Source organism: Nitrospira sp. (assembly GCA_029194665.1).
Classification (GTDB): domain Bacteria; phylum Nitrospirota; class Nitrospiria; order Nitrospirales; family Nitrospiraceae; genus Nitrospira_D.
Genome location: JARFXO010000004.1, coordinates 472,933 through 490,970 on the forward strand (window position 1 = coordinate 472,933; position 18,038 = coordinate 490,970).

At 55.8% G+C, this 18,038-nt stretch carries 18 protein-coding genes; 16 read left to right on the forward strand and 2 right to left on the reverse strand.

Annotated features, from left to right (window positions below):
- Positions 1 to 75 precede the first annotated feature (75 nt).
- From P0119_15670 to queA, 10 genes are all read left to right on the forward strand, one after another.
- The gene (locus P0119_15670; protein ID MDF0667493.1) at positions 76 to 726 is read left to right on the forward strand and encodes a phosphatidylserine decarboxylase family protein; all 651 of its coding nucleotides are present in this window, start codon (positions 76 to 78) and stop codon (positions 724 to 726) included.
- Positions 723 to 1,529, forward strand: coding sequence for a CDP-diacylglycerol--serine O-phosphatidyltransferase (pssA, locus tag P0119_15675; GenBank protein MDF0667494.1), 807 nt, complete (start codon positions 723 to 725; stop codon positions 1,527 to 1,529). Before P0119_15670 ends, pssA begins: the two co-directional genes overlap by 4 nt.
- A gap of 444 nt (positions 1,530 to 1,973) precedes the next feature.
- Positions 1,974 to 3,521 (forward strand): 2-isopropylmalate synthase, encoded by a 1,548-nt coding sequence (locus P0119_15680; protein MDF0667495.1) that lies wholly within the window; start codon positions 1,974 to 1,976, stop codon positions 3,519 to 3,521.
- 59 nt (positions 3,522 to 3,580) lie between these two features.
- On the forward strand, positions 3,581 to 3,949 hold the full coding sequence (locus P0119_15685) for a cupin domain-containing protein (GenBank protein ID MDF0667496.1): 369 nt from the start codon (positions 3,581 to 3,583) through the stop codon (positions 3,947 to 3,949).
- A 35-nt stretch (positions 3,950 to 3,984) separates the two neighbouring features.
- On the forward strand, positions 3,985 to 5,058 hold the full coding sequence (gene leuB / locus P0119_15690) for a 3-isopropylmalate dehydrogenase (protein ID MDF0667497.1): 1,074 nt from the start codon (positions 3,985 to 3,987) through the stop codon (positions 5,056 to 5,058).
- 202 nt (positions 5,059 to 5,260) lie between these two features.
- The gene (locus P0119_15695) at positions 5,261 to 6,445 is read left to right on the forward strand and encodes an SMP-30/gluconolactonase/LRE family protein (GenBank protein ID MDF0667498.1); all 1,185 of its coding nucleotides are present in this window, start codon (positions 5,261 to 5,263) and stop codon (positions 6,443 to 6,445) included.
- A gap of 7 nt (positions 6,446 to 6,452) precedes the next feature.
- A complete protein-coding gene (locus P0119_15700; protein MDF0667499.1) occupies positions 6,453 to 7,475 on the forward strand; it encodes an aspartate-semialdehyde dehydrogenase in 1,023 nt (340 codons plus the stop codon).
- A 56-nt stretch (positions 7,476 to 7,531) separates the two neighbouring features.
- Positions 7,532 to 7,786: a DUF2905 domain-containing protein gene (locus P0119_15705; protein MDF0667500.1), complete on the forward strand. Its 255-nt coding sequence runs from the start codon at positions 7,532 to 7,534 to the stop codon at positions 7,784 to 7,786.
- A complete protein-coding gene (locus tag P0119_15710; protein MDF0667501.1) occupies positions 7,783 to 8,997 on the forward strand; it encodes a SpoIID/LytB domain-containing protein in 1,215 nt (404 codons plus the stop codon). The genes P0119_15705 and P0119_15710 overlap by 4 nt, the downstream gene beginning before the upstream one ends.
- Positions 8,997 to 10,016 carry a tRNA preQ1(34) S-adenosylmethionine ribosyltransferase-isomerase QueA gene (queA, locus tag P0119_15715; protein MDF0667502.1) on the forward strand — a complete coding sequence of 340 codons (1,020 nt, stop codon included), beginning with the start codon at positions 8,997 to 8,999 and terminating at the stop codon, positions 10,014 to 10,016. The genes P0119_15710 and queA overlap by 1 nt, the downstream gene beginning before the upstream one ends.
- Before the next feature lie 161 nt (positions 10,017 to 10,177).
- Here queA and P0119_15720 read toward each other — a convergent pair whose 3' ends face one another.
- A complete protein-coding gene (locus P0119_15720; GenBank protein ID MDF0667503.1) occupies positions 10,178 to 10,711 on the reverse strand; it encodes a DUF6036 family nucleotidyltransferase in 534 nt (177 codons plus the stop codon).
- A 404-nt stretch (positions 10,712 to 11,115) separates the two neighbouring features.
- Complete coding sequence (locus tag P0119_15725) at positions 11,116 to 11,814, reverse strand: SurA N-terminal domain-containing protein (protein ID MDF0667504.1); 699 nt, start codon at positions 11,812 to 11,814, stop codon at positions 11,116 to 11,118.
- A gap of 268 nt (positions 11,815 to 12,082) precedes the next feature.
- Here P0119_15725 and P0119_15730 point away from each other — a divergent pair, with 268 nt between their 5' ends.
- The 6 genes from P0119_15730 (at position 12,083) to rodA (ending at position 18,037) form a co-directional block, all read left to right on the forward strand.
- Positions 12,083 to 12,538, forward strand: coding sequence for an RDD family protein (locus P0119_15730; GenBank protein MDF0667505.1), 456 nt, complete (start codon positions 12,083 to 12,085; stop codon positions 12,536 to 12,538).
- A gap of 67 nt (positions 12,539 to 12,605) precedes the next feature.
- Positions 12,606 to 13,655 carry a rod shape-determining protein gene (locus P0119_15735; GenBank protein MDF0667506.1) on the forward strand — a complete coding sequence of 350 codons (1,050 nt, stop codon included), beginning with the start codon at positions 12,606 to 12,608 and terminating at the stop codon, positions 13,653 to 13,655.
- Positions 13,656 to 13,668: 13 nt separating this feature from the next.
- On the forward strand, positions 13,669 to 14,541 hold the full coding sequence (mreC, locus tag P0119_15740) for a rod shape-determining protein MreC (GenBank protein MDF0667507.1): 873 nt from the start codon (positions 13,669 to 13,671) through the stop codon (positions 14,539 to 14,541).
- Entirely contained in the window at positions 14,538 to 15,038 is a 501-nt protein-coding gene (locus P0119_15745) for a hypothetical protein (protein MDF0667508.1), read from the forward strand. Before mreC ends, P0119_15745 begins: the two co-directional genes overlap by 4 nt.
- A 9-nt stretch (positions 15,039 to 15,047) precedes the next feature.
- Positions 15,048 to 16,919, forward strand: coding sequence for a penicillin-binding protein 2 (gene mrdA, locus P0119_15750; GenBank protein ID MDF0667509.1), 1,872 nt, complete (start codon positions 15,048 to 15,050; stop codon positions 16,917 to 16,919).
- Positions 16,916 to 18,037, forward strand: a complete 1,122-nt coding sequence (gene rodA / locus P0119_15755) for a rod shape-determining protein RodA (protein ID MDF0667510.1) — start codon at positions 16,916 to 16,918, stop codon at positions 18,035 to 18,037. The genes mrdA and rodA overlap by 4 nt, the downstream gene beginning before the upstream one ends.
- The last annotated feature ends 1 nt before the right edge of the window (position 18,038 follow it).

Consider the following 18,038-nt stretch of genomic DNA (forward strand, 5'->3'; position numbering starts at 1 on the left):
GCCACCTTGGGCTAAGGTGGGCTGGTGAAAAGCGACAGCCCGTTTGAACATCATTCTTAAGAGTGAGGCAATTCTGTGGCGGATCGAGCGGTCGGCGTCCCCTTCGCCAAAGAAGGAATTCCCTTCATCGCGGTTCCTGCCGGCGTGACCCTGTTGACGGGATTGCTGGGCTGGCCGGTCGTCGCTGGGGCCGGCGCCGTCGCGACGTTGTTTGTTGCCTGGTTTTTTCGGAATCCCGCCCGGGTTGTACCGCAAGGACAAAAGCTTGTGGTCGCTCCCGGCGATGGGAAAGTGATCGCCGTCGAGGAAGAGTTTGAGCCGCGCTACCTAAAGGAACGCTGCATCAGACTCACGATCTTTTTGAATGTCTTCGATGTCCACATCAATAGGACTCCCTGTGACGGAGTGATCGAAGATGTGCAATATCAACCGGGTCTGTTTTTGGTCGCCAGCAAGCCGGAAGCGACGTTGAGGAACGAACAGAACGCCATGATGATCAAGACGTCTGAAGGCATGAAGGTTCTCTGTGTGCAAGTGGCTGGTTTGATCGCTCGACGTATTGTGTGTTGGATCTCGCCAAGGGATCGAGCCATCCGTGGTGAACGATATGGGTTGATCCGTTTCGGATCGCGCATGGATACCTTTCTACCGATGGGCACGAAACTCCGAGTGGCCGTTGGTGAACGTGTGAAGGGTGGAGAAACCATCCTGGGAGAGTTGCCATGAAAACGGCAGGATTCAGAAGTTCATTTGGGAAAGAAGGGAAGCGGCGGAAAGCCGCCATGCATCTCATCCCGAATTTGTTCACCACCGGCAATTTGTTTTGCGGTGTATTTGCGATACTGGCAGTCTTCAACGCCAACTACATGGAAGCGGCCATTGCGATTCTTGTCGCCATGATTTTTGACGTGTTGGACGGCAAGTCTGCCAGACTGACCAATAGTACGAGTCAGTTCGGACTGGAATATGACTCGCTGTCCGATGTCGTGTCATTCGGTGTCGCGCCAGGTTTATTGATATACTCCTGGGCGTTGAGCGGACAGGGTACGTTCGGCGTGGCCGTGATGTTCGCCTACGTGGCCATGGGAGCCGTGCGTTTGGCACGATTCAACTCTACTGTCACGCAGTCGGACGGGAAGTACTTTACCGGTCTGGCTATTCCAGCTGCTGCCGGGGTGGTGGCGTCTCTGGTGGTCTTTGATCATAACCTCCTCAAGATGGCAGGAGACGTCAGGCCGATCGTGGTATTGATCATGACGTTGGCGCTCTCGTTTTTAATGGTCAGCACGATCAAGTATCGCAGCTTTAAGGAACTGAAATTCAAGGGCCACCGGCAGATCACTTACCTGGTCTGGGGTATTCTTACCCTGATGATGGTGGCGGCCTGGCCGGCGGTGATGTTATTTGTTATCTTTGCCGGCTACGCAGTGATGGGGCCGGTCGAGAAGGTCTTTTGGTTAGCTGCTCCGGCAGCCGGGAAAAAAAGCCTTGGAAAAGTCGAGTCTCCACCGGTCGAATCCAACTCCTAACGGGGAACTGCAGCGGGAGGAGCTGAAACAGTCGTGAACGGCTAAGACGAGGAGTAGTACGCGAGTGGTCTAGAAAACAGAATGTTCAAAGCGGTTATCCAGCAAGGCCGCAGCGAGTGAAAAGGCGAGGCGTACGGTTTTGAGATGTACGTTGAGCCTTTGAACGATGCGAGAACGAAGCTGGGAACCGGTTTCAACATTCTGGAGAGAGCTGGTGGGTGGTGCAAACCAGCCTGAACCCCGCCGAACTCGCCTCCGAGCCGAATCTCCGAACATGAAGTAGGAGATTCCGCATTGCCTCCGTAAGAGGCAGAATGAAGGGTCTGACGACCGGTCGGTCCTCAGGCCGAATCAGGGTGGTACCACGGAGTGCGTGAAGCCTTCGTCCCTGGGTAAGTGAGGGGTCGAAGGCTTTTGTGTTTCTAGAGGGAGAAAGGTGGCACCATGACACGCATGATCAGAATTTTCGATACGACGTTGAGGGACGGCGAGCAGTCGCCCGGCGCCAGCATGAATGTGGAAGAAAAGGTCATGGTGGCCAAACAGCTGGCGCGGCTCGGCGTCGATATTATTGAAGCGGGATTTGCCTATAGTTCGCCCGGAGACTTTGAAGCGGTGCGGCGTATTGCCCAGGAGGTCGAAGGACCGACGATCTGCAGTCTGGCGCGGGCTCGACCGGAAGATATCGATCGAGCATGGGAGGCTTTGAAAGGTGCGCCGAAGGTACGCATCCATACGTTTCTTTCAACATCCGATATTCACCTGAAGCACCAGTTTCGGATGACGCGGGAACAGGCCAAGCAGCGTGCCGTGGAGATGGTCCAGCGGGCACGGACTTATGTTGATGATGTCGAATTCTCTCCAATGGATGCGAGCCGGTCAGACCCCTCGTTCCTCCATGAGGTTATTGAGGCGGTCATCGCGGCCGGGGCCGGTACGGTGAATATACCCGACACGGTAGGGTATGCCGTCCCGCAAGAATTCGGCGCGTTGATCAAGGGGATTTGCGACAAGGTCCCCAATGCCGACCAAGCCGTGATTTCCGTCCATTGCCACAACGATCTGGGCGTCGCGGTGGCGAACAGTTTGGCGGCAATTATGAATGGAGCCGGCCAGGTGGAATGCACGATCAACGGAATCGGAGAGCGCGCGGGCAATACGTCCTTGGAAGAGATCGTGATGGGACTCCGCACTAGAACGGATTTTTACCGAGCGGATACTCGTATCCGAACCGAGGAAATTGCGAAGACCAGCCGTTTGGTCAGCAAGATCACGGGGATGGTGGTGCAACCCAATAAGGCGATCGTGGGGGCGAACGCGTTTGCCCATACGTCGGGCATTCATCAGGATGGCTTGCTCAAAGAGAAGACGACCTATGAAATTATGCGCCCGGATTCGATCGGATTGGTCGAAAGCCAGATGGTGATGGGCAAGTTGTCCGGGCGTCATGCCTTCCGGCAGCGTTTGGAAGAATTGGGTTACAAACTCGGCGAGGCAGAGATCAACCACGCCTTCGAGCGGTTCAAGAAACTTGCAGACCAAAAGAAGGAGGTTTTCGAGGAAGACCTCGAAGTTATTGTCTCCGAAGAGTTGTCGAAGATGGCCGAGCGCATCATCTTAAAGGGACTGCAAGTATCGAGTGGAACAGATCGGGTTCCAACCGCCACGGTTGAACTGGGAATCGACGGCACACCCACCGCTCAAACCGGGACCGGCGATGGGCCGGTGGATGCCGTGTACCGCACCATTGCCGCTATGACGCAGACGAAGAGCAAGTTGCTGATGTATGTCGTGAAGGCCATCACCGGTGGGACGGATGCACAAGGAGAAGTGTCGGTGCGCGTGCAAGAAGATGGTCGGACGGTCACAGGCCACGGCTCCGATACCGATATCATCACGGCCTCTGCTCGGGCATACATCAGCGCCCTGAATAAGCTGGCTTATCTGGCGACGAAACAGGCGCAAGGCGAGCAGAAGGTGAACTTGATTTGACACGGATCTCCACAGTACAGTTTCACCTTCCCTGGTGGGGTCTGAGAGATTGAGGGGGCTTGTCCTTGTTCAAGGTGACGCCGGCGGATCGTCCCGAGTTTCTGGCGGGAGATGAGACTCGCTTGCGGGAGCTTTTTCATCCTGCCAAGCATCAGCTCAAATTGAGCTATAGTCTTGCCCACGGGACATTACCGTCCGGTCAACGCTCGAAGCGTCACGTCTTGGCCTCGGCGGAAGTCTATTACTTCATTGCAGGGCGGGGCCGCTTCACGATCGACGATCAGGTCGCGCTGATCGAAGCCGGCACGACCATCTACGTGCCGCCGGGAGGACAACAGTTTGTCGAAAATACCGGGGAGACCGACGTCGAGTTCTTGTGTCTCGTTGATCCTGCCTGGCGGATGGAAGACGAAACGATACTGGAATAGGCCATGAGCCGATTGGATTATCGAAAGGAGCGACAGTGAAGGCCAAGATTGCGGTGCTGGCCGGTGACGGAGTCGGACGCGAGATCGTTCCTGAAGCCGTGAAGGTCTTGAAGATCATTGCCGAGAAGTACGGGCACTCGTTCGAGTTTGTCGCAGCCGATATCGGGGGGCAGGCGATCGACAAGTTTGGCGTACCGCTGCCGAATGACACATTGGCTCTTGCCAAGCAAAGCAATGCTGTCTTGCTCGGCGCCGTCGGGGGACCTCGATGGGAAAGCTTGGAGTACAGCCTGCGACCGGAGCGCGCGCTGCTGGGAATCCGCGAGGCCTTAGCGCTCTATGCCAACTTGAGGCCTGCCAAGCTCTATGCGAATCTGGTGGATGCGTCCACGTTGAAGCGCGAGGTTGTCGAGGGGATCGACATCCTCGTGATCCGCGAGCTCACCGGTGGTATCTATTTCGGCAAACCAAAGGGGATCGAAAAGTTGCCAAACGGTGAAGAGCGCGGAGTCAATACGGAAGTCTATACGACGGAAGAAGTCAGGCGGATCGCCAAGGTTGCGTTCGAGGCGGCACGAAAACGGCGCAAGAAGGTCACCTCGGTCGACAAGGCGAATGTGTTGGAATCATCCGAGCTTTGGCGCAAGGTGGTCATCGACGTCCACGCGTCCTATCCGGACGTCGAACTGGGCCATATCTACGTGGATAACGCTGCCATGCAGTTGGTGCGGAATCCGCGACAATTCGATGTCTTGCTCTGCAACAACATGTTCGGAGACATTCTCAGCGATGAAGCGGCGATGTTGACCGGTTCGATCGGGATGTTGCCGTCTGCGAGTATCGGGGCCAAGGTCGGCCTCTTTGAACCGATTCATGGAAGCGCTCCGGACATTGCAGGGAGAAATATTGCCAATCCCATTGCCACGATCTCATCAGTCGCCATGATGCTGTCGTATGCCTTTCAACTGGAGAAGGAAGCGGAAGCTATCGAACAGGCCATCGTGAAAACGCTCGATCTTGGATATCGGACCAAAGATATTCAGAGTCCAGGAGCGAAGATCGTCGGCACTGTGGAGATGGGTGAGGCGATTGTCCGAAACCTGAATTAGTAGGATATTAAAAGACTACTCCGAATGATGTTAGCTTGCAGGATGGTCAAAAAGGCCGTCCAGCAAGGCCGCAGCGAGCGAGGAGGTGAGGCATACATTGAGTCGTATGTTGAACCTCTGAGCGATGCGAGAACGAAGCTGGCGGACTTTTTCAGCATCCTGTCATCGGCTCTGAACTATGGCAGCTACTCTTTCGACTTGGATGATCAGAACACTCGCCGGCAACGGCGAGTCCGGTTATACCGGAGATGGCGGACCTTCAATACAGGCCCGCTTGAACGAGCCGAAAGGCGTGACGATCGATTTCCATGGCAACGTCTATGTGGCCGATTCCGAAAATCATGTCGTTCGCAAAGTCGACCGTGCGACCGGTGTCATCTCAACGGTAGCCGGCATGTCCGGGGATGACCACATAGGCTCGGCTGTGGAACGGGACCCACCCGCCCAGCCTACGGATGAAGACCCTTTGGCCGATGGTGCCGGAGAAACCGGTTCGGCGAAATTTACTCAGCAAGCCGATTTGAGTGGAACCGTCCGGTATTGGATGAATCAACCAGCCACGTCTATCAAGCGGTATGGCGGGGACGGGAAGACCGCGGTGCATGCGCAGCTGAACTTCCCCACGGCAGTCGCGGTGGATCGCGAGGGGAATTTATATATTGCCGATACCATGAACCATCGCGTGCGGATGGTCGATTCAGAAACCGGCATCATCACAACAGTGGCCGGAACTGGTCAAGCGCGATTCTCCGGTGATGGCGGCCCTGCGTACCAGGCTGCGCTCAATGAACCGGCAGCGCTGGTTGTGGACGACGAAGGTCGACTCTATATCGCCGATCAGAGCAATCATCGTGTGCGGATGGTCGATCTCAAGACAGGCGTGATTCATACGGTTGCGGGAACCGGGATGGCAACGTACGACGGAGATGGCAAGCCGGCTAGCGACGCAGCCCTTGCTGGTCCGAGTGGATTGGCGCTCGCGGGCGACCACCTCTATATCGCCGATACCTTCAACGGCCGAGTCAGATGCGTCGATCTGCCATCAGGGCTGATCACCACGGTGGCCGGCGACGGTGGAGTCTATCGCTATGAGTCGTCGTCAGATGCGCCGTCACCCAGCCTTTCGCGGCCGACGGGAATCGCATTGGACCAGGAGGGACGCCTTTTCCTGACCGATTCAGACAATCACCTCATCAGACAATGGGATCGAACATCCGGAGAGGCGTTCTGCCTGGCGGGGCAAGGAGTTCCATCCTATTCCGGCGACGACGGCCTCGCAAAAGAAGCAAGCTTATGTTACCCATTCGGTATCGTTGCGGATCGCGATGGAATGCTGCTGGTGGCCGACACCTTTAATCATCGCATTCGTGTATTAGCATCGGAGTAGGCCGTTCATGATCAAGAAGAAACCAGGGTATACGGTGGCGGTCCTTGGCGCGACCGGCGCGGTGGGCAAGGAGACTCTTGAGATCTTGGAGGAGCGCAAATTTCCGTTGATGAACCTCCGGCTCTTTGCGTCCAAACGAACGGCCGGCGAAGTGATGACATGCCAGGGCAAGGAGTGGAAAGTTGAAGAGCTGACTGAATCCTCGTCGTTCGTGGGTGTCGATCTGGCGTTTATCTCAGCCACGGATGCCATCAGCAAAGACTACGGTCAACGACTGGGCGCCGCCGGCATTGCGGTGATCGACGATAGTGCGGTGTTCCGCATGGATGATCAGGTTCCCTTGGTGGTTCCGGAGGTGAATGCGGCTGCCTTGAGCGCCATGCCTCGTGGAATCGTCTCCATTCCCAACTGTACGACCACGCCCTTGGTCATGGCGCTCAAGCCCCTTCATGATGCCGTGGGGGTGAAGCGTGTAGTGGTCACCACCTTTCAATCGGTTTCGGGGACCGGCGCTGCGGCCATGGATGAGCTGATGGATCAAACGAAGGATTTGCTCGCGTTTCGCGACGTCACCGCCAACGTCTATCCCTATCAGATTGCCTTCAATCTGTTGCCGCACATCGGCTCGTTCAATGAGGGGGGCGACTGCTCGGAGGAAGTCAAGATCGCGAAAGAGACTCGAAAGATACTCGGTGCGCCGAAGCTCAAGGTGACGGCCACGACGGTGCGTGTGCCCGTGTTGCGCTGTCATTCGGAGGCGATTAATGTTGAACTAGAGCGTCCATTGAAGGCGAATGAGGCGCGTGCTGCGCTGGCGGCCATGCCCGGCGTGATTGTCTATGACGATCCAGTGAAGAAGCTGTACCCGATGCCGCTCGATGCAACCGGAAAAGATGAGGTCTATATCGGTCGTGTTCGGGAGGATGAATCGATCGCAAACGGCCTCAATCTTTGGGTCGTCTCCGACAATCTTCGCAAGGGGGCGGCGCTGAATGCTATTCAGATCGCCGAATGTCTGGTGAATAGCTAGCGCCCGGTGTTGTATTACCAGACTGATTGGATATTCTGCTCATGGGATGAAAGTTGATGCCGGAATGGAGCGCTTTCGGCAAGGTTCTTATCGGCCTGGGGCTTGGAATCGTTGCGCTTGGGGCCCTGTTGGTCGCTGTGGACCGACTTCCTGGATTAGGGAATGTCTTCAGCTGGCTCGGCAAACTTCCCGGTGATATCTCCATCAAACGTGATAACTTCAGCTTCTATTTCCCCGTCGCGACGAGCATCGTTCTCAGTGTCCTTCTGAGTCTGCTATTCTATCTCGTAGGATGGTTCTTCCGCCGATGATGACAGCACCGTTCCGGGCTCGCGCAGCTGGATTGGGGATCTGCCTCGGCTTGATTATGATGCCGGAGGCAGAGGCGGCGCAATCGATTCGCGTGCTGTTGGCTCCTGATGTTCAGCAGCTGGAAGTACAGACGGATCAGACCATTTGGGTGACTGACGAACATGGTCAGGCCTGGTCCTATCGGCCTGTTCTGCGAATCAAGGTGCGTGGCCATGCGTTGATCCTCAACGGCAAACCGGTGGTGACTGATCAACTGATGTTACGGGCGGGAATTCACGACCTTAAACTCCGGCTGAATCAGAATGGTAACCGGACGGCGCTTCATACAGGTGATGAGAAGGGTGCCCTCCAAGTCAGTGGATTGATTCAGCTCGTTCGGCGAGGAAAGGGATTGCTCCTCGTCAATCATGTCGATTTGGAAGAGTATGTCAAAGGTGTCGTACCGGCAGAGGTGAACCCGGCCTGGCATCGTGAGCTGCTGAAGGTGCAGGCAGTCGCAACTCGAACCTATGCATTGTACCAGCGCATGCTCAGCTCCACTCGGGATTATGATGTGGTCGCAGGGATTCAGGATCAGGTATATCGCGGCCGCCAAGGCATCGACGCACGGGTGGTGGAGGCGGTGGAAGCTACAAGGGGACTTGTAGTGACCTATCAAGGCGCTCCGATCTATGCTGCCTTCTCTTCGACCGCTGCGGGAATTACGGAAGATGCCATGACTGTGTGGTCGAAGGATCTCCCTTATTTGAAGGGTGTGGAATGCCCGTTCGACATCGAGTCTCCGTACTATCAGTGGAAGGCATCCTTGAAGATCGACACCTTGGAGAAGAATTTGCGCCAGCAAGGGTATGCCGTAGGAACAATCTCGGCGATTACGCCGCTTGCTTATAGCCGCGCTGGACGAGTTGCGACATTGCAGATCGTGCACTCGAGCGGCGAGTTAACGATCCGGGGCGAAGACCTGCGTAAAGCGGTCGGGTATACGGTGGTACCCAGCACGCAATTTACGATTGAGTCGGTCGGGGAGGACGTCGTCATCTCCGGTTACGGAGCCGGTCATGCGGTTGGTCTTTGCCAGTGGGGCGCAAAGGAGCTGGCTGACTTGGGCTACTCCTTTTCGAGCATTCTTCGCTATTACTATCCTGGGACGGAGCTTCAGGATGCGTCATTGACCCAAGCACCTCCGGTACCGTCGCCGCCTCCCTCCTGATGCAACTCTCTGAGTTCGACTTCCCTTTCGATTCTTCCCTGGTCGCGTTGCAGCCGATTAGCCCTCGTGATCGGGCTCGGTTGCTGCTCCTGGATCGAACGACGGAACAACTCGTTCATCGTCATGTTTCTGAACTTCCACATCTCCTGGAACCGGGTGATCTGCTGGTGGTGAACGATACCAAGGTGATGGCCGCACGAGTGCCTGGAATCAAGAAACCGACCGGCACGCGGGTCGAAGTGTTGTTCGTGAAAGATCTTGGTGAGAGGCGATGGGAGGTTATGGTCAAAGGCACATTTCGTGTCGGCCAGGTCATCGAGTTCGATCAACAGTCTCGCGCGACCATCGTGAAACGTGATGCGATAGGCACTGAGGTGGTGGTGGATAGTCCTGCGCCGGTCACACAATTATTCGAAATACGAGGGGTGATGCCCCTTCCACCGTACATCAAGCGTGCGGCGACCCAGGAAGATCATCGCTGGTATCAGACAGTCTTTGCCAAACATGACGGAGCGATTGCCGCGCCGACTGCCGGGCTTCACTTCACGGAAGAACTGTTTCGACGACTGCGCGAAGCCGCAATCAACGTTGCCACGGTGACGCTCCATGTCGGTCCTGGTACGTTCAAGCCGGTAACGACTGAGCGGATTGAAGATCATCAAATGGGATCAGAAAGTTTTACAATCAGCGAGGGGACTGTGAGAGCCATCCAAGAGACCAAACGAACTGGTGGCCGGGTGGTGGCCGTCGGTACGACGGTTGTCCGCACGCTTGAAACCGTCGTCAAAGAAAAGGGGGAGATGGTCCCGATGAGTGGCGAGAGCCGGCTCTTCATTACCCCAGGGTTTCAGTTTCAGGTCGTCGATGCCCTCATGACGAACTTTCACCTACCGCGGACCACATTGTTGATGCTGGTGTCGGCCTTCGCCGGAATCGATCCGATTCGCAGGGCCTACGAAGAAGCAGTCAAAGAACGATACCGCTTCTACAGCTACGGCGATGCGATGCTGATTCTTTGAATTCCAATGGCGCGCGATAGGATACCGTTACTCTTCGTGAGTGGCGTCGTATCAGTGGTAATCAGTCGTGAGTAGCGATGAGCTGTTCGTGAGCGACAGACGTCCGTTGCGATGTGACTCGTTCCTGCCCAGAAGCTCTCCACTTGTGTTTTGGGTCAGAATTAGTTTTCTGTGCTTTGAGGTAAATTCTGGCAAAACAGTTCGACAGTCTTGCGGAATAGAAAGAGGGCGGTATCTTGTGGAGAGGCTGCGAGAGCTGATCGTGCGTTGATACGGATGTCCTCGGCGCTGATCCGGTGCTGTTGGGCGACAAGCAAGGCATCTTCCAAATCCACATCGGTGCCACGACGTAGTTTCGCGAGTACGAAGTCAATTGGTGCAAGGATTCGGATGCGAAGATTCGGCTGATCAATCAACATGGTCGCCCGGTCTCGGTATCCTGGAGGCATTGCGACAATCGACCAGCCTGAAAAGTTTTGCGTCAGATCCGCCGGAACCTGTGCGCTGGTCAGAAAGCCCAATAAGTTCCCAATCGGGCCTGCTACTTCAGCATCCACATCGTGAGTGGCGCGACCTGAAATTCCATAGGCCGGTAACGCCAGCGCGCCGATGAGGAGAAGATCAAGCGTTTCTCCGGTCTCGGTGACATAGCGTGTGAGAAGGGAGACCAGCTGGTCAAGGGTGAGAGTAGGCAAAGTAGAGCGCCTCGGCAAAGGTCCGGTAATCCCGAGAGTCGATTGGTCCGGAATTGGTAGGAAGGGGTGCACGGTTCAGGACGAACGTGATCAGCTGCCGATAGTGGGTGTACCACCGGCATGCAGTGAGGAATGCCGCATGCACGGCTGGTTCTGAGAGCCACGGTGTAAGGTCCAGCTGATCATTGACTAGAATTTCAAGCCAAAGAACTCGCCGGCCTCGGGCTGTGCGAATGGCTTCTTCAATGGATGATGTGCCTAGGTAAGCCGGTAACAGCAGCAGCGGCGGAGCTACAGTTCGAGGAGGAATCATGGACGCAGTGTAGCATAGCACGAAGATGATATGTGGCTGTCGGCCTCTACACAGCAATTGCCGTCAGCCGGCAATGGTTACCGGCTGGGTCTTACAGCAGTTCTCGGCGGACCGTGATCGGGAGCTTGGCTTTCATGGATTGTTGGAATGAGATCAGGGCCCGTTGCTGCTTCTGCAGGAGCATGTCATCCAGCACCCGCTGCTTGGCTTCTGCTGCCTTAGCGGGATCGGAATCCTGTGGCCTGGTCATGAGAGACTGTCCTTCGGCAATCTCAGCTGGGGTTAGGCCGACGGAGTCTCGGACGATCATGCGAGCCTTATTGGCCAGGACTTCCTGATGCTGGATCGACTCAAACGCGGCTGGGGTGAGATGATTGGCGGCTAGGACGCGCTTGTAGAGATCGGGGTCAAAGGCGCCGTTTTTCTGAAAGACCGGCGTTTGCATGATCAGTTCGCGCAAATCGGCATCGGAAACCCGCACGCCCATTTCTTCGGCTGCGATAATCCACACACGACTGTCGACGAGTTGCCCGACGACGAATTCTTTGAACTCTTCCTCTTTGAAATCGGTTTTGACGTTTTCTTTGTAAATGCGGTGCATGTTTTCATAGGTACGTTTGAACTCATCGAGCGACACTGATTGATCACCGACCTTGGCGACTGGTCCACCGGCTTGTTCCCCGAAGCCCCACCAGCCCATGGTTATCACGAAGGCTATAGCTAGGATACCCATGATGGATTTGAGCAACCAAGGGTAGTTGTGGGATGCGTCGCGCATTGTCTTGATCATGTCATTCCTCTTCTTTTGTGAATCAACAGTCTACTTGTGGACCGGACGGAAGGCAAGGGTGGTTAGTGCGGGGTGGTTAGTGCGGGGCAGTACGAGGGCGGGGTGCAAACGTTGATTGTCTGAGAGACCAGCTTCCTTTGCATCTGCTTCCAGGAGGCAGAAAGCCGGTTCAGGAAGGTTTCGAAAAGAAAACCAGGGAAAGATCGGTCTTTGTTTGTGCAAGTTGATGCATTTTGTTATACTTTGCCACCAATTAGAAGGAGATTCCTTGGCAGGGGGGCCAACCTCGACGGCGCTGGAAACGAGAGTCTATCCGAAGGCCCATGTCCTGAATCGGTTCATCGCGAAATTGATCGATCTGTTCGTTGTCGTCGCCGCCGACGAAATTGCTCCTCCGGTCGGCTTTCTTTCCGGCTTGGCCTACATCTTGATTGCCGACGGGTTTGCGGGCGGAAAAAGTATCGGCAAACGGCTGGTGGGTCTGCAAACCATGCAATTGGATGGCCGGGATACGGCCGGTTTCCGAGAGTCGATCATCCGGAATCTTCCGCTGGGTGTCGCACAGATCGCATATGCGGTCCCATACATCGGATGGCTCGTATCTCTTGCCATTTTAGCGTTTGAGAGTTTTTTGATCATTGGGAATGAGCAGGGTCGTCGACTTGGCGATGAAGTAGCAAGGACTCAGGTATTAGATGCCGGTCAACTTGCGGTCCCAGATTAGGTAAGTCGTACAGGAAGCACACAAGCCGGGCGCTGGATCGCCAGGCCAAGATGAAGGGAGAGACGTCGTGGGGTTCCCAGGAGATGTATTCGGTTGGTTCTCCGATGACCTGGCGATTGACTTAGGCACCGCAACCACGCTCGTCTATGTTCACGGGAAGGGGATCGTGCTGAACGAGCCCTCCGTCGTGGCCGTTGAAAAGAAGAGCGAAAAGGTACTGGCCGTCGGAGCAGATGCGAAGAAAATGCTCGGTCGCACCCCGGGGAATATTGTCGCGATTCGGCCGATGAAGGAAGGGGTGATCGCCGACTTCGAGATGGCTGAGCAAATGCTGAAACATTTTATCCGGAAGGCCCACAATCGCAGCGCGTTTGTGCGGCCTCGCATCATCATCGGCGTGCCCTCCCGCATCACGCAGGTCGAGCAACGCGCCGTACGCGATTCAGCCGAATTGGCCGGGGCGCGAGAAGTGTATCTGATCGAAGAGCCCGTCGCCGCGGCCATAGGGTCCGGGTTGCCGATCACGGAGCCATCGGGCAACATGGTCGTCGATGTGGGAGGCGGCACGACGGATATCGCCGTCATTTCGCTGGGCGGCATCGTGTACAGCGAGTCGGTCAAGGTTGCCGGTGATCGCATGGACGAAGCGATCATGAATTACATCAAGAAAAAGTATAACTTATTGATCGGCGAGCACATGGCGGAACGGATCAAGTTTGAAATCGGATCTGCTTATCCGTTCGAGGAGCGGAAAACCATGATGATCAAGGGCCGGGATTTGATTTCCGGCATTCCGCGCACGTTGGTCATCGATGACGCCGAGGTTCGTGAAGCGTTGCAAGAACCCATTGGAACGATCGTGAACGCGATCAAGATTGCATTGGAAAACACCCCGCCCGAGCTGGCAGGGGATATTATCGATCGCGGGATCGTGTTGACGGGGGGAGGTTCCCTCCTGAAAGGGATGGACACACGATTCCGAGAAGAAACGAACTTACCGATCATTACGGTGGACGATCCGCTGACCTCCGTGGTGTTGGGAGTCGGCAAGATTCTGGATGAGCTGGATCTCCTCCGAAAGGTATCGGTGATGTCTCAAGCGAACAACCTCCGGTAAGGTGCCATCCCTCATGCGGATGGTCAATTTTCGCGTACCGTACAGCGCTAGGCGTGGTGCCCTCTTCCTTGTCGTCGTTCTCGTAATCGGCTTCTTGCTTCTACCCGGTCAACTCCAAAGTGTATTTCAGGAAGTGGGCGGTCCCTTAGGATGGATTATCAGTTGGCCTCTCCAGGCCGTGGCCGGAATCCAAGATCGAATTGCCGGTGTCTGGGGACGATATGTGGCCCTGCAAGGGGTTGAAGAAGAAAATCAACAGTTGAGGAGAGAGCTGGACCTTCTCAAGGAACAAAACGGGCAGCTGCGAGAAGCTTCGGTGGCGACGGAGCGGCTCTCGGCACTGCTGGAGTTTAAGAAACAAGTCCTTCCCACATCCGTGGCCGCCCAAGTCATCGGGCGCGATACCGGCAATTGGTACAAGACGATTATTTTGAACAAAGGGGCCTCCGACGGGCTTCAATCGGACCAGGGAGTGATCACTCCGGCAGGTGTGGTCGGTCGCGTCGTCAAGACCACGGCCTCGACCGCCGTCGTCCTGCTCGTGACGGATCCCAATAATGCGATCGCCGGATTAATCCAGCGCACCAGAGATGAGGGAATAGTCGAAGGGACGACGCAGGGACAAGCTCGGCTCAAGTACATTCCGTTGCTGTCCAACGCGCGGCCGGGCGACCACGTCGTCACGTCAGGATTAGTGGAGGGGTTTCCTCGCGGTATACCGATCGGCACGATCATCAGAATCGATAAGGAAGAGGAAGCGCTGTTCCAATCGGCAGAACTTTCTCCGGAGGTCGATCCGAATCGGGTCGAGGAAGTGCTGGTCATTCGGTCTCCCTCTATTCCGACCGAAGGGGAGCGGTTTGGCGTCCCGAAGCGCAAGCCATGAAAGCCCTCATCTATTCGACCATGATCGTTGGTCTGGTGCCGATACAGTCCGTTCTTTTGCCTCACATCAGTTTCTGGGGCGTCAGGCCGGATCTTGGTTTTGTGGCAGTGTGCTTGATCGGTCTCATAGCAGGAGAGCTTGATGGCTTGTTGATGGGGCTTGCGCTCGGATGGGCGGTGAGCCTGTTCTCGGCGCAAGATCTGATTTCCAGTGTGGTCTTGAAGGGAACCGTGGGGTTCGTAGCAGGCCTCGCGGGCCGGCAGGTCGTCTACCTGAGTCCTGTCGTCTTGGTGGCGGGACTGCTGGTGGTCTCCTGTTTGGCTGGGCTGGTTGCTCCGTTCGCTCTACAGCTCAGCGTGCAACAGGATTGGTGGTGGGCCGTCTGGAACGTGGTGCTGCCGCAAGCCTGTCTTGATGCGGTGATCGGAGGGCTGATCTACTGGATCATGTGGAGTCGTTGGAGTATCGAGCAGTTGATGTCAGAGTCTCGAATGTAGGCGTTCAGTATGGTGACGGTGCATTCTTCAGAATCAGAATTCGGCGACCTTCATCGGCGGCTCTTCATTCTCCGGGTGGGACTGTTGTTGGTGGTGGTGTTGCTCGGCCTGCGGCTCTGGCATCTTCAAATCCGCGAAGGGCCGTATTATCGAGATTTATCGGAGAACAATCGGACCAGATTGGTCTTGCTCGAACCAGCACGTGGTCTGATCTATGACCGGCACGGTGTCCTTCTGGCGAATAACGTCCCGAGCTTCAGTCTCTACGTCACGCTTGAAGACGTGAAGGATCGCGAAGCCTTGATTCAGCAGCTGACTGATTTGCTCGGTCTCGACCCGACCATCGTGCGGAAAAAAATGACGGCCAAAGGCAGCAATTTGCTTCCGCGCAAAATCAAAGACCACATGACGCTGCGCGATGCCACGCTGGTCGAATCCCATCGTCTCGACATGCCCGGGGTCATGATTCAGGTTGAGTCGCAGCGCAACTATCCAGGCGGCGTGACGGCGGCCCATCTCCTCGGCTATGTCGGAGAAATTTCAGCAGATCAGTTGGAGAAGCCCGAATTTATCGATCTCCATCAAGGCAGCATCGTGGGGCAATATGGTGTGGAAAAGTCGTATGATCGGCACGTGCGAGGAATGGCCGGTCAGAAGAGCGTGGAAGTCGACGCACTCGGCCACGAGAAGAAAGCCTCGGTTGTCGAGAGGCCGCAGGCGGGAAACGACCTCTATCTCACCATTGATGTACGGCTCCAAAAGCTCGCCGAAGATCTGCTGGGGCAAGAACAGGGCGCCATCGTTGCGCTCGATCCGAACAGCGGCGATATTCTGGCTATGGCCAGTCGTCCAGGGTTTGACCCGAACATGCTTTCGCGAGAACTGACCGCGAAGCAATGGGTGGAAATCGTGCAAGACGAAGGGCGTCCGTTGAACAATCGTGCCTCACAGGGGCAGTATCCTCCCGGGTCAACCTTCAAGATCCCGATGGCCGTTGCCGCGTTGGAGACAAAAACCATGTTGCCTTCCAGCACCGTGTACTGTAATGGGGGGTACCAGTTCGGGAAGCGGCTGTATCATGACTGGAAAGCCAGCGGGCATGGGTACGTCAATCTACACAATGCATTGGTCCATTCCTGTGACGTGTACTTTTATACGATCGGCCAACGGATGGGGATCGATGTGATTGCCGAGTTTGGGAAGGACTTCGGGCTTGGGAAGGTCACCGGAGTAGAATTACCGTCGGAACGATCCGGGATCATGCCATCCACTGCATGGAAGCAAAAAGCCAAGAACGAACAGTGGTTGCCCGGAGAGACCATTTCAGCCGCCATCGGACAGGGGTATGTGACCGTGACGCCGTTACAAATGGCGAGTCTCGTCGGCACAGTCGCCAACGATGGAATCAACTACCGCCCTCGTCTGGTGTTGGCGGTGATGGATCGAACTTCGGGAAACCTTCAAGAATTGCCGGCTGTTCCACGCGGAAAAATGAATGCAAAGCCGGAAACGTTCCGCATCATCAAGGACGCCCTTGCTGACGTCGTCACGAAGGGAACGGCAACGAAAGCCAAATCCTCCATGGTGACGATCGGCGGAAAAACAGGCACGGCTCAAGTCGCGGCGCTCCGGACCGGACCGGAAGAAAGCATTCCCAAAAAGTTCCGAGACCATGCGTGGTTTGTCGCTTTTGCGCCGGTGGAATCGCCGAAGATCGCCGTTGCCGTGCTCGCCGAACATATGGGGCACGGTGGGGCCACCGCTGCTCCTCTTGCGAAAGAAATCATTGAAACGTATCTGAAGCTCACCAGCCAGGCGCCCGTCGTCACCTCGGATCTCCCCAGCGTGAATGGGCTCGGGCGCTCATCGAAAGACTCATGATCGATCGATTGACCGAGCATCGAGGCCTCGATAGTTTCGATATCCGCTATGTCGCCTTGATCCTTGCCATCCTGGGGATCGGGGTGATGTCCATTTATAGTGTCACGCGCGGGCAGCAAGGTGGGGCGGCGCCGTATTATCTCAAACAGTTGATATGGATCGGTCTCGGTGCGGCGGCTTTCATCATCATGTGGGCATCGGACTACCATCAACTTGCGCGGTTTGCCTATCCTGCCTACGTCTTTATCTTGCTGATGCTGGTCTTTGTGTTATTCGACGGGCGAACGAGCAAAGGGGCTCAGCGGTGGATCGCATTGGGTCCATTCAGTTTCCAGCCGTCTGAATTCGCCAAGCTCATCCTCGTCTTGGTGTTGGCCCACTATTATTCAAAAGCCCCTCGTGTGGGGTGGCTGCAGCGTGTTATTATCCCAGGACTCTTGGTGCTGCCAGGCCTCCTCCTTATCTTGAAACAACCTGATTTGGGCAGTGGACTCAGCTTTGTCGCGGTGTATGCCGCCATGCTCCTCATGGTGGGCATTCGTTCGCAAGCCCTAGGGTTTATTCTGCTCTTCTCGATCATGTTGTTTCCGTTTGCGTGGGAGGGCGTGTGGGGGTCCTTGCATGATTACCAGCGACAGCGCATTATGGCGTTCGTCGACCCCGAATACGACCCGGGTGGAAAGGGCTACCATGCCCTTCAATCGAAAATCGCGATCGGGTCTGGGGAACTGTTGGGGAAAGGGCTCTACGGCGGCACCCAGAGTCAACTGAAGTTTTTGCCTGAGGGGCATACCGATTTTGTGTTCGCTGTCTTCGCGGAAGAATGGGGATTTCTGGGCGTGGTCGTACTTTTGACGTTGTTTGTGGCGCTGATTTGGTTGTCGTTGGAAATCGCGTCCAAAGCGAAGGATCAGCTTGGAGCGCTGCTCGCCGTGGGGATCGTGGCGATGTTGTGTTTCTGCATCGTGGTCAATATCGGTATGACGGCGGGGATGTTTCCGATCGTCGGCATTCCTTTGCCGCTGGTGAGTTATGGCGGAAGCGCCACGATCATGACCATGGCGGCCTTGGGCTTGCTGTTGAACGTCAAACGGAAGCGGTTAAGTCTGTTTTATTGAG

Coding starts and splice junctions, on each gene's coding strand:
- P0119_15705 (MDF0667500.1), top strand. CDS start 7,532: ATGCCGGAATGGAGCGCTTTCGGCAAGGTTCTTATCGGCCTGGGGCTT.
- P0119_15725 (MDF0667504.1), bottom strand. CDS start 11,814: ATGATCAAGACAATGCGCGACGCATCCCACAACTACCCTTGGTTGCTC.
- queA (MDF0667502.1), top strand. CDS start 8,997: ATGCAACTCTCTGAGTTCGACTTCCCTTTCGATTCTTCCCTGGTCGCG.
- mreC (MDF0667507.1), top strand. CDS start 13,669: ATGCGGATGGTCAATTTTCGCGTACCGTACAGCGCTAGGCGTGGTGCC.
- P0119_15695 (MDF0667498.1), top strand. CDS start 5,261: ATGATCAGAACACTCGCCGGCAACGGCGAGTCCGGTTATACCGGAGAT.
- mrdA (MDF0667509.1), top strand. CDS start 15,048: ATGGTGACGGTGCATTCTTCAGAATCAGAATTCGGCGACCTTCATCGG.
- P0119_15745 (MDF0667508.1), top strand. CDS start 14,538: ATGAAAGCCCTCATCTATTCGACCATGATCGTTGGTCTGGTGCCGATA.
- P0119_15710 (MDF0667501.1), top strand. CDS start 7,783: ATGATGACAGCACCGTTCCGGGCTCGCGCAGCTGGATTGGGGATCTGC.
- rodA (MDF0667510.1), top strand. CDS start 16,916: ATGATCGATCGATTGACCGAGCATCGAGGCCTCGATAGTTTCGATATC.
- pssA (MDF0667494.1), top strand. CDS start 723: ATGAAAACGGCAGGATTCAGAAGTTCATTTGGGAAAGAAGGGAAGCGG.
- P0119_15700 (MDF0667499.1), top strand. CDS start 6,453: ATGATCAAGAAGAAACCAGGGTATACGGTGGCGGTCCTTGGCGCGACC.
- P0119_15680 (MDF0667495.1), top strand. CDS start 1,974: ATGACACGCATGATCAGAATTTTCGATACGACGTTGAGGGACGGCGAG.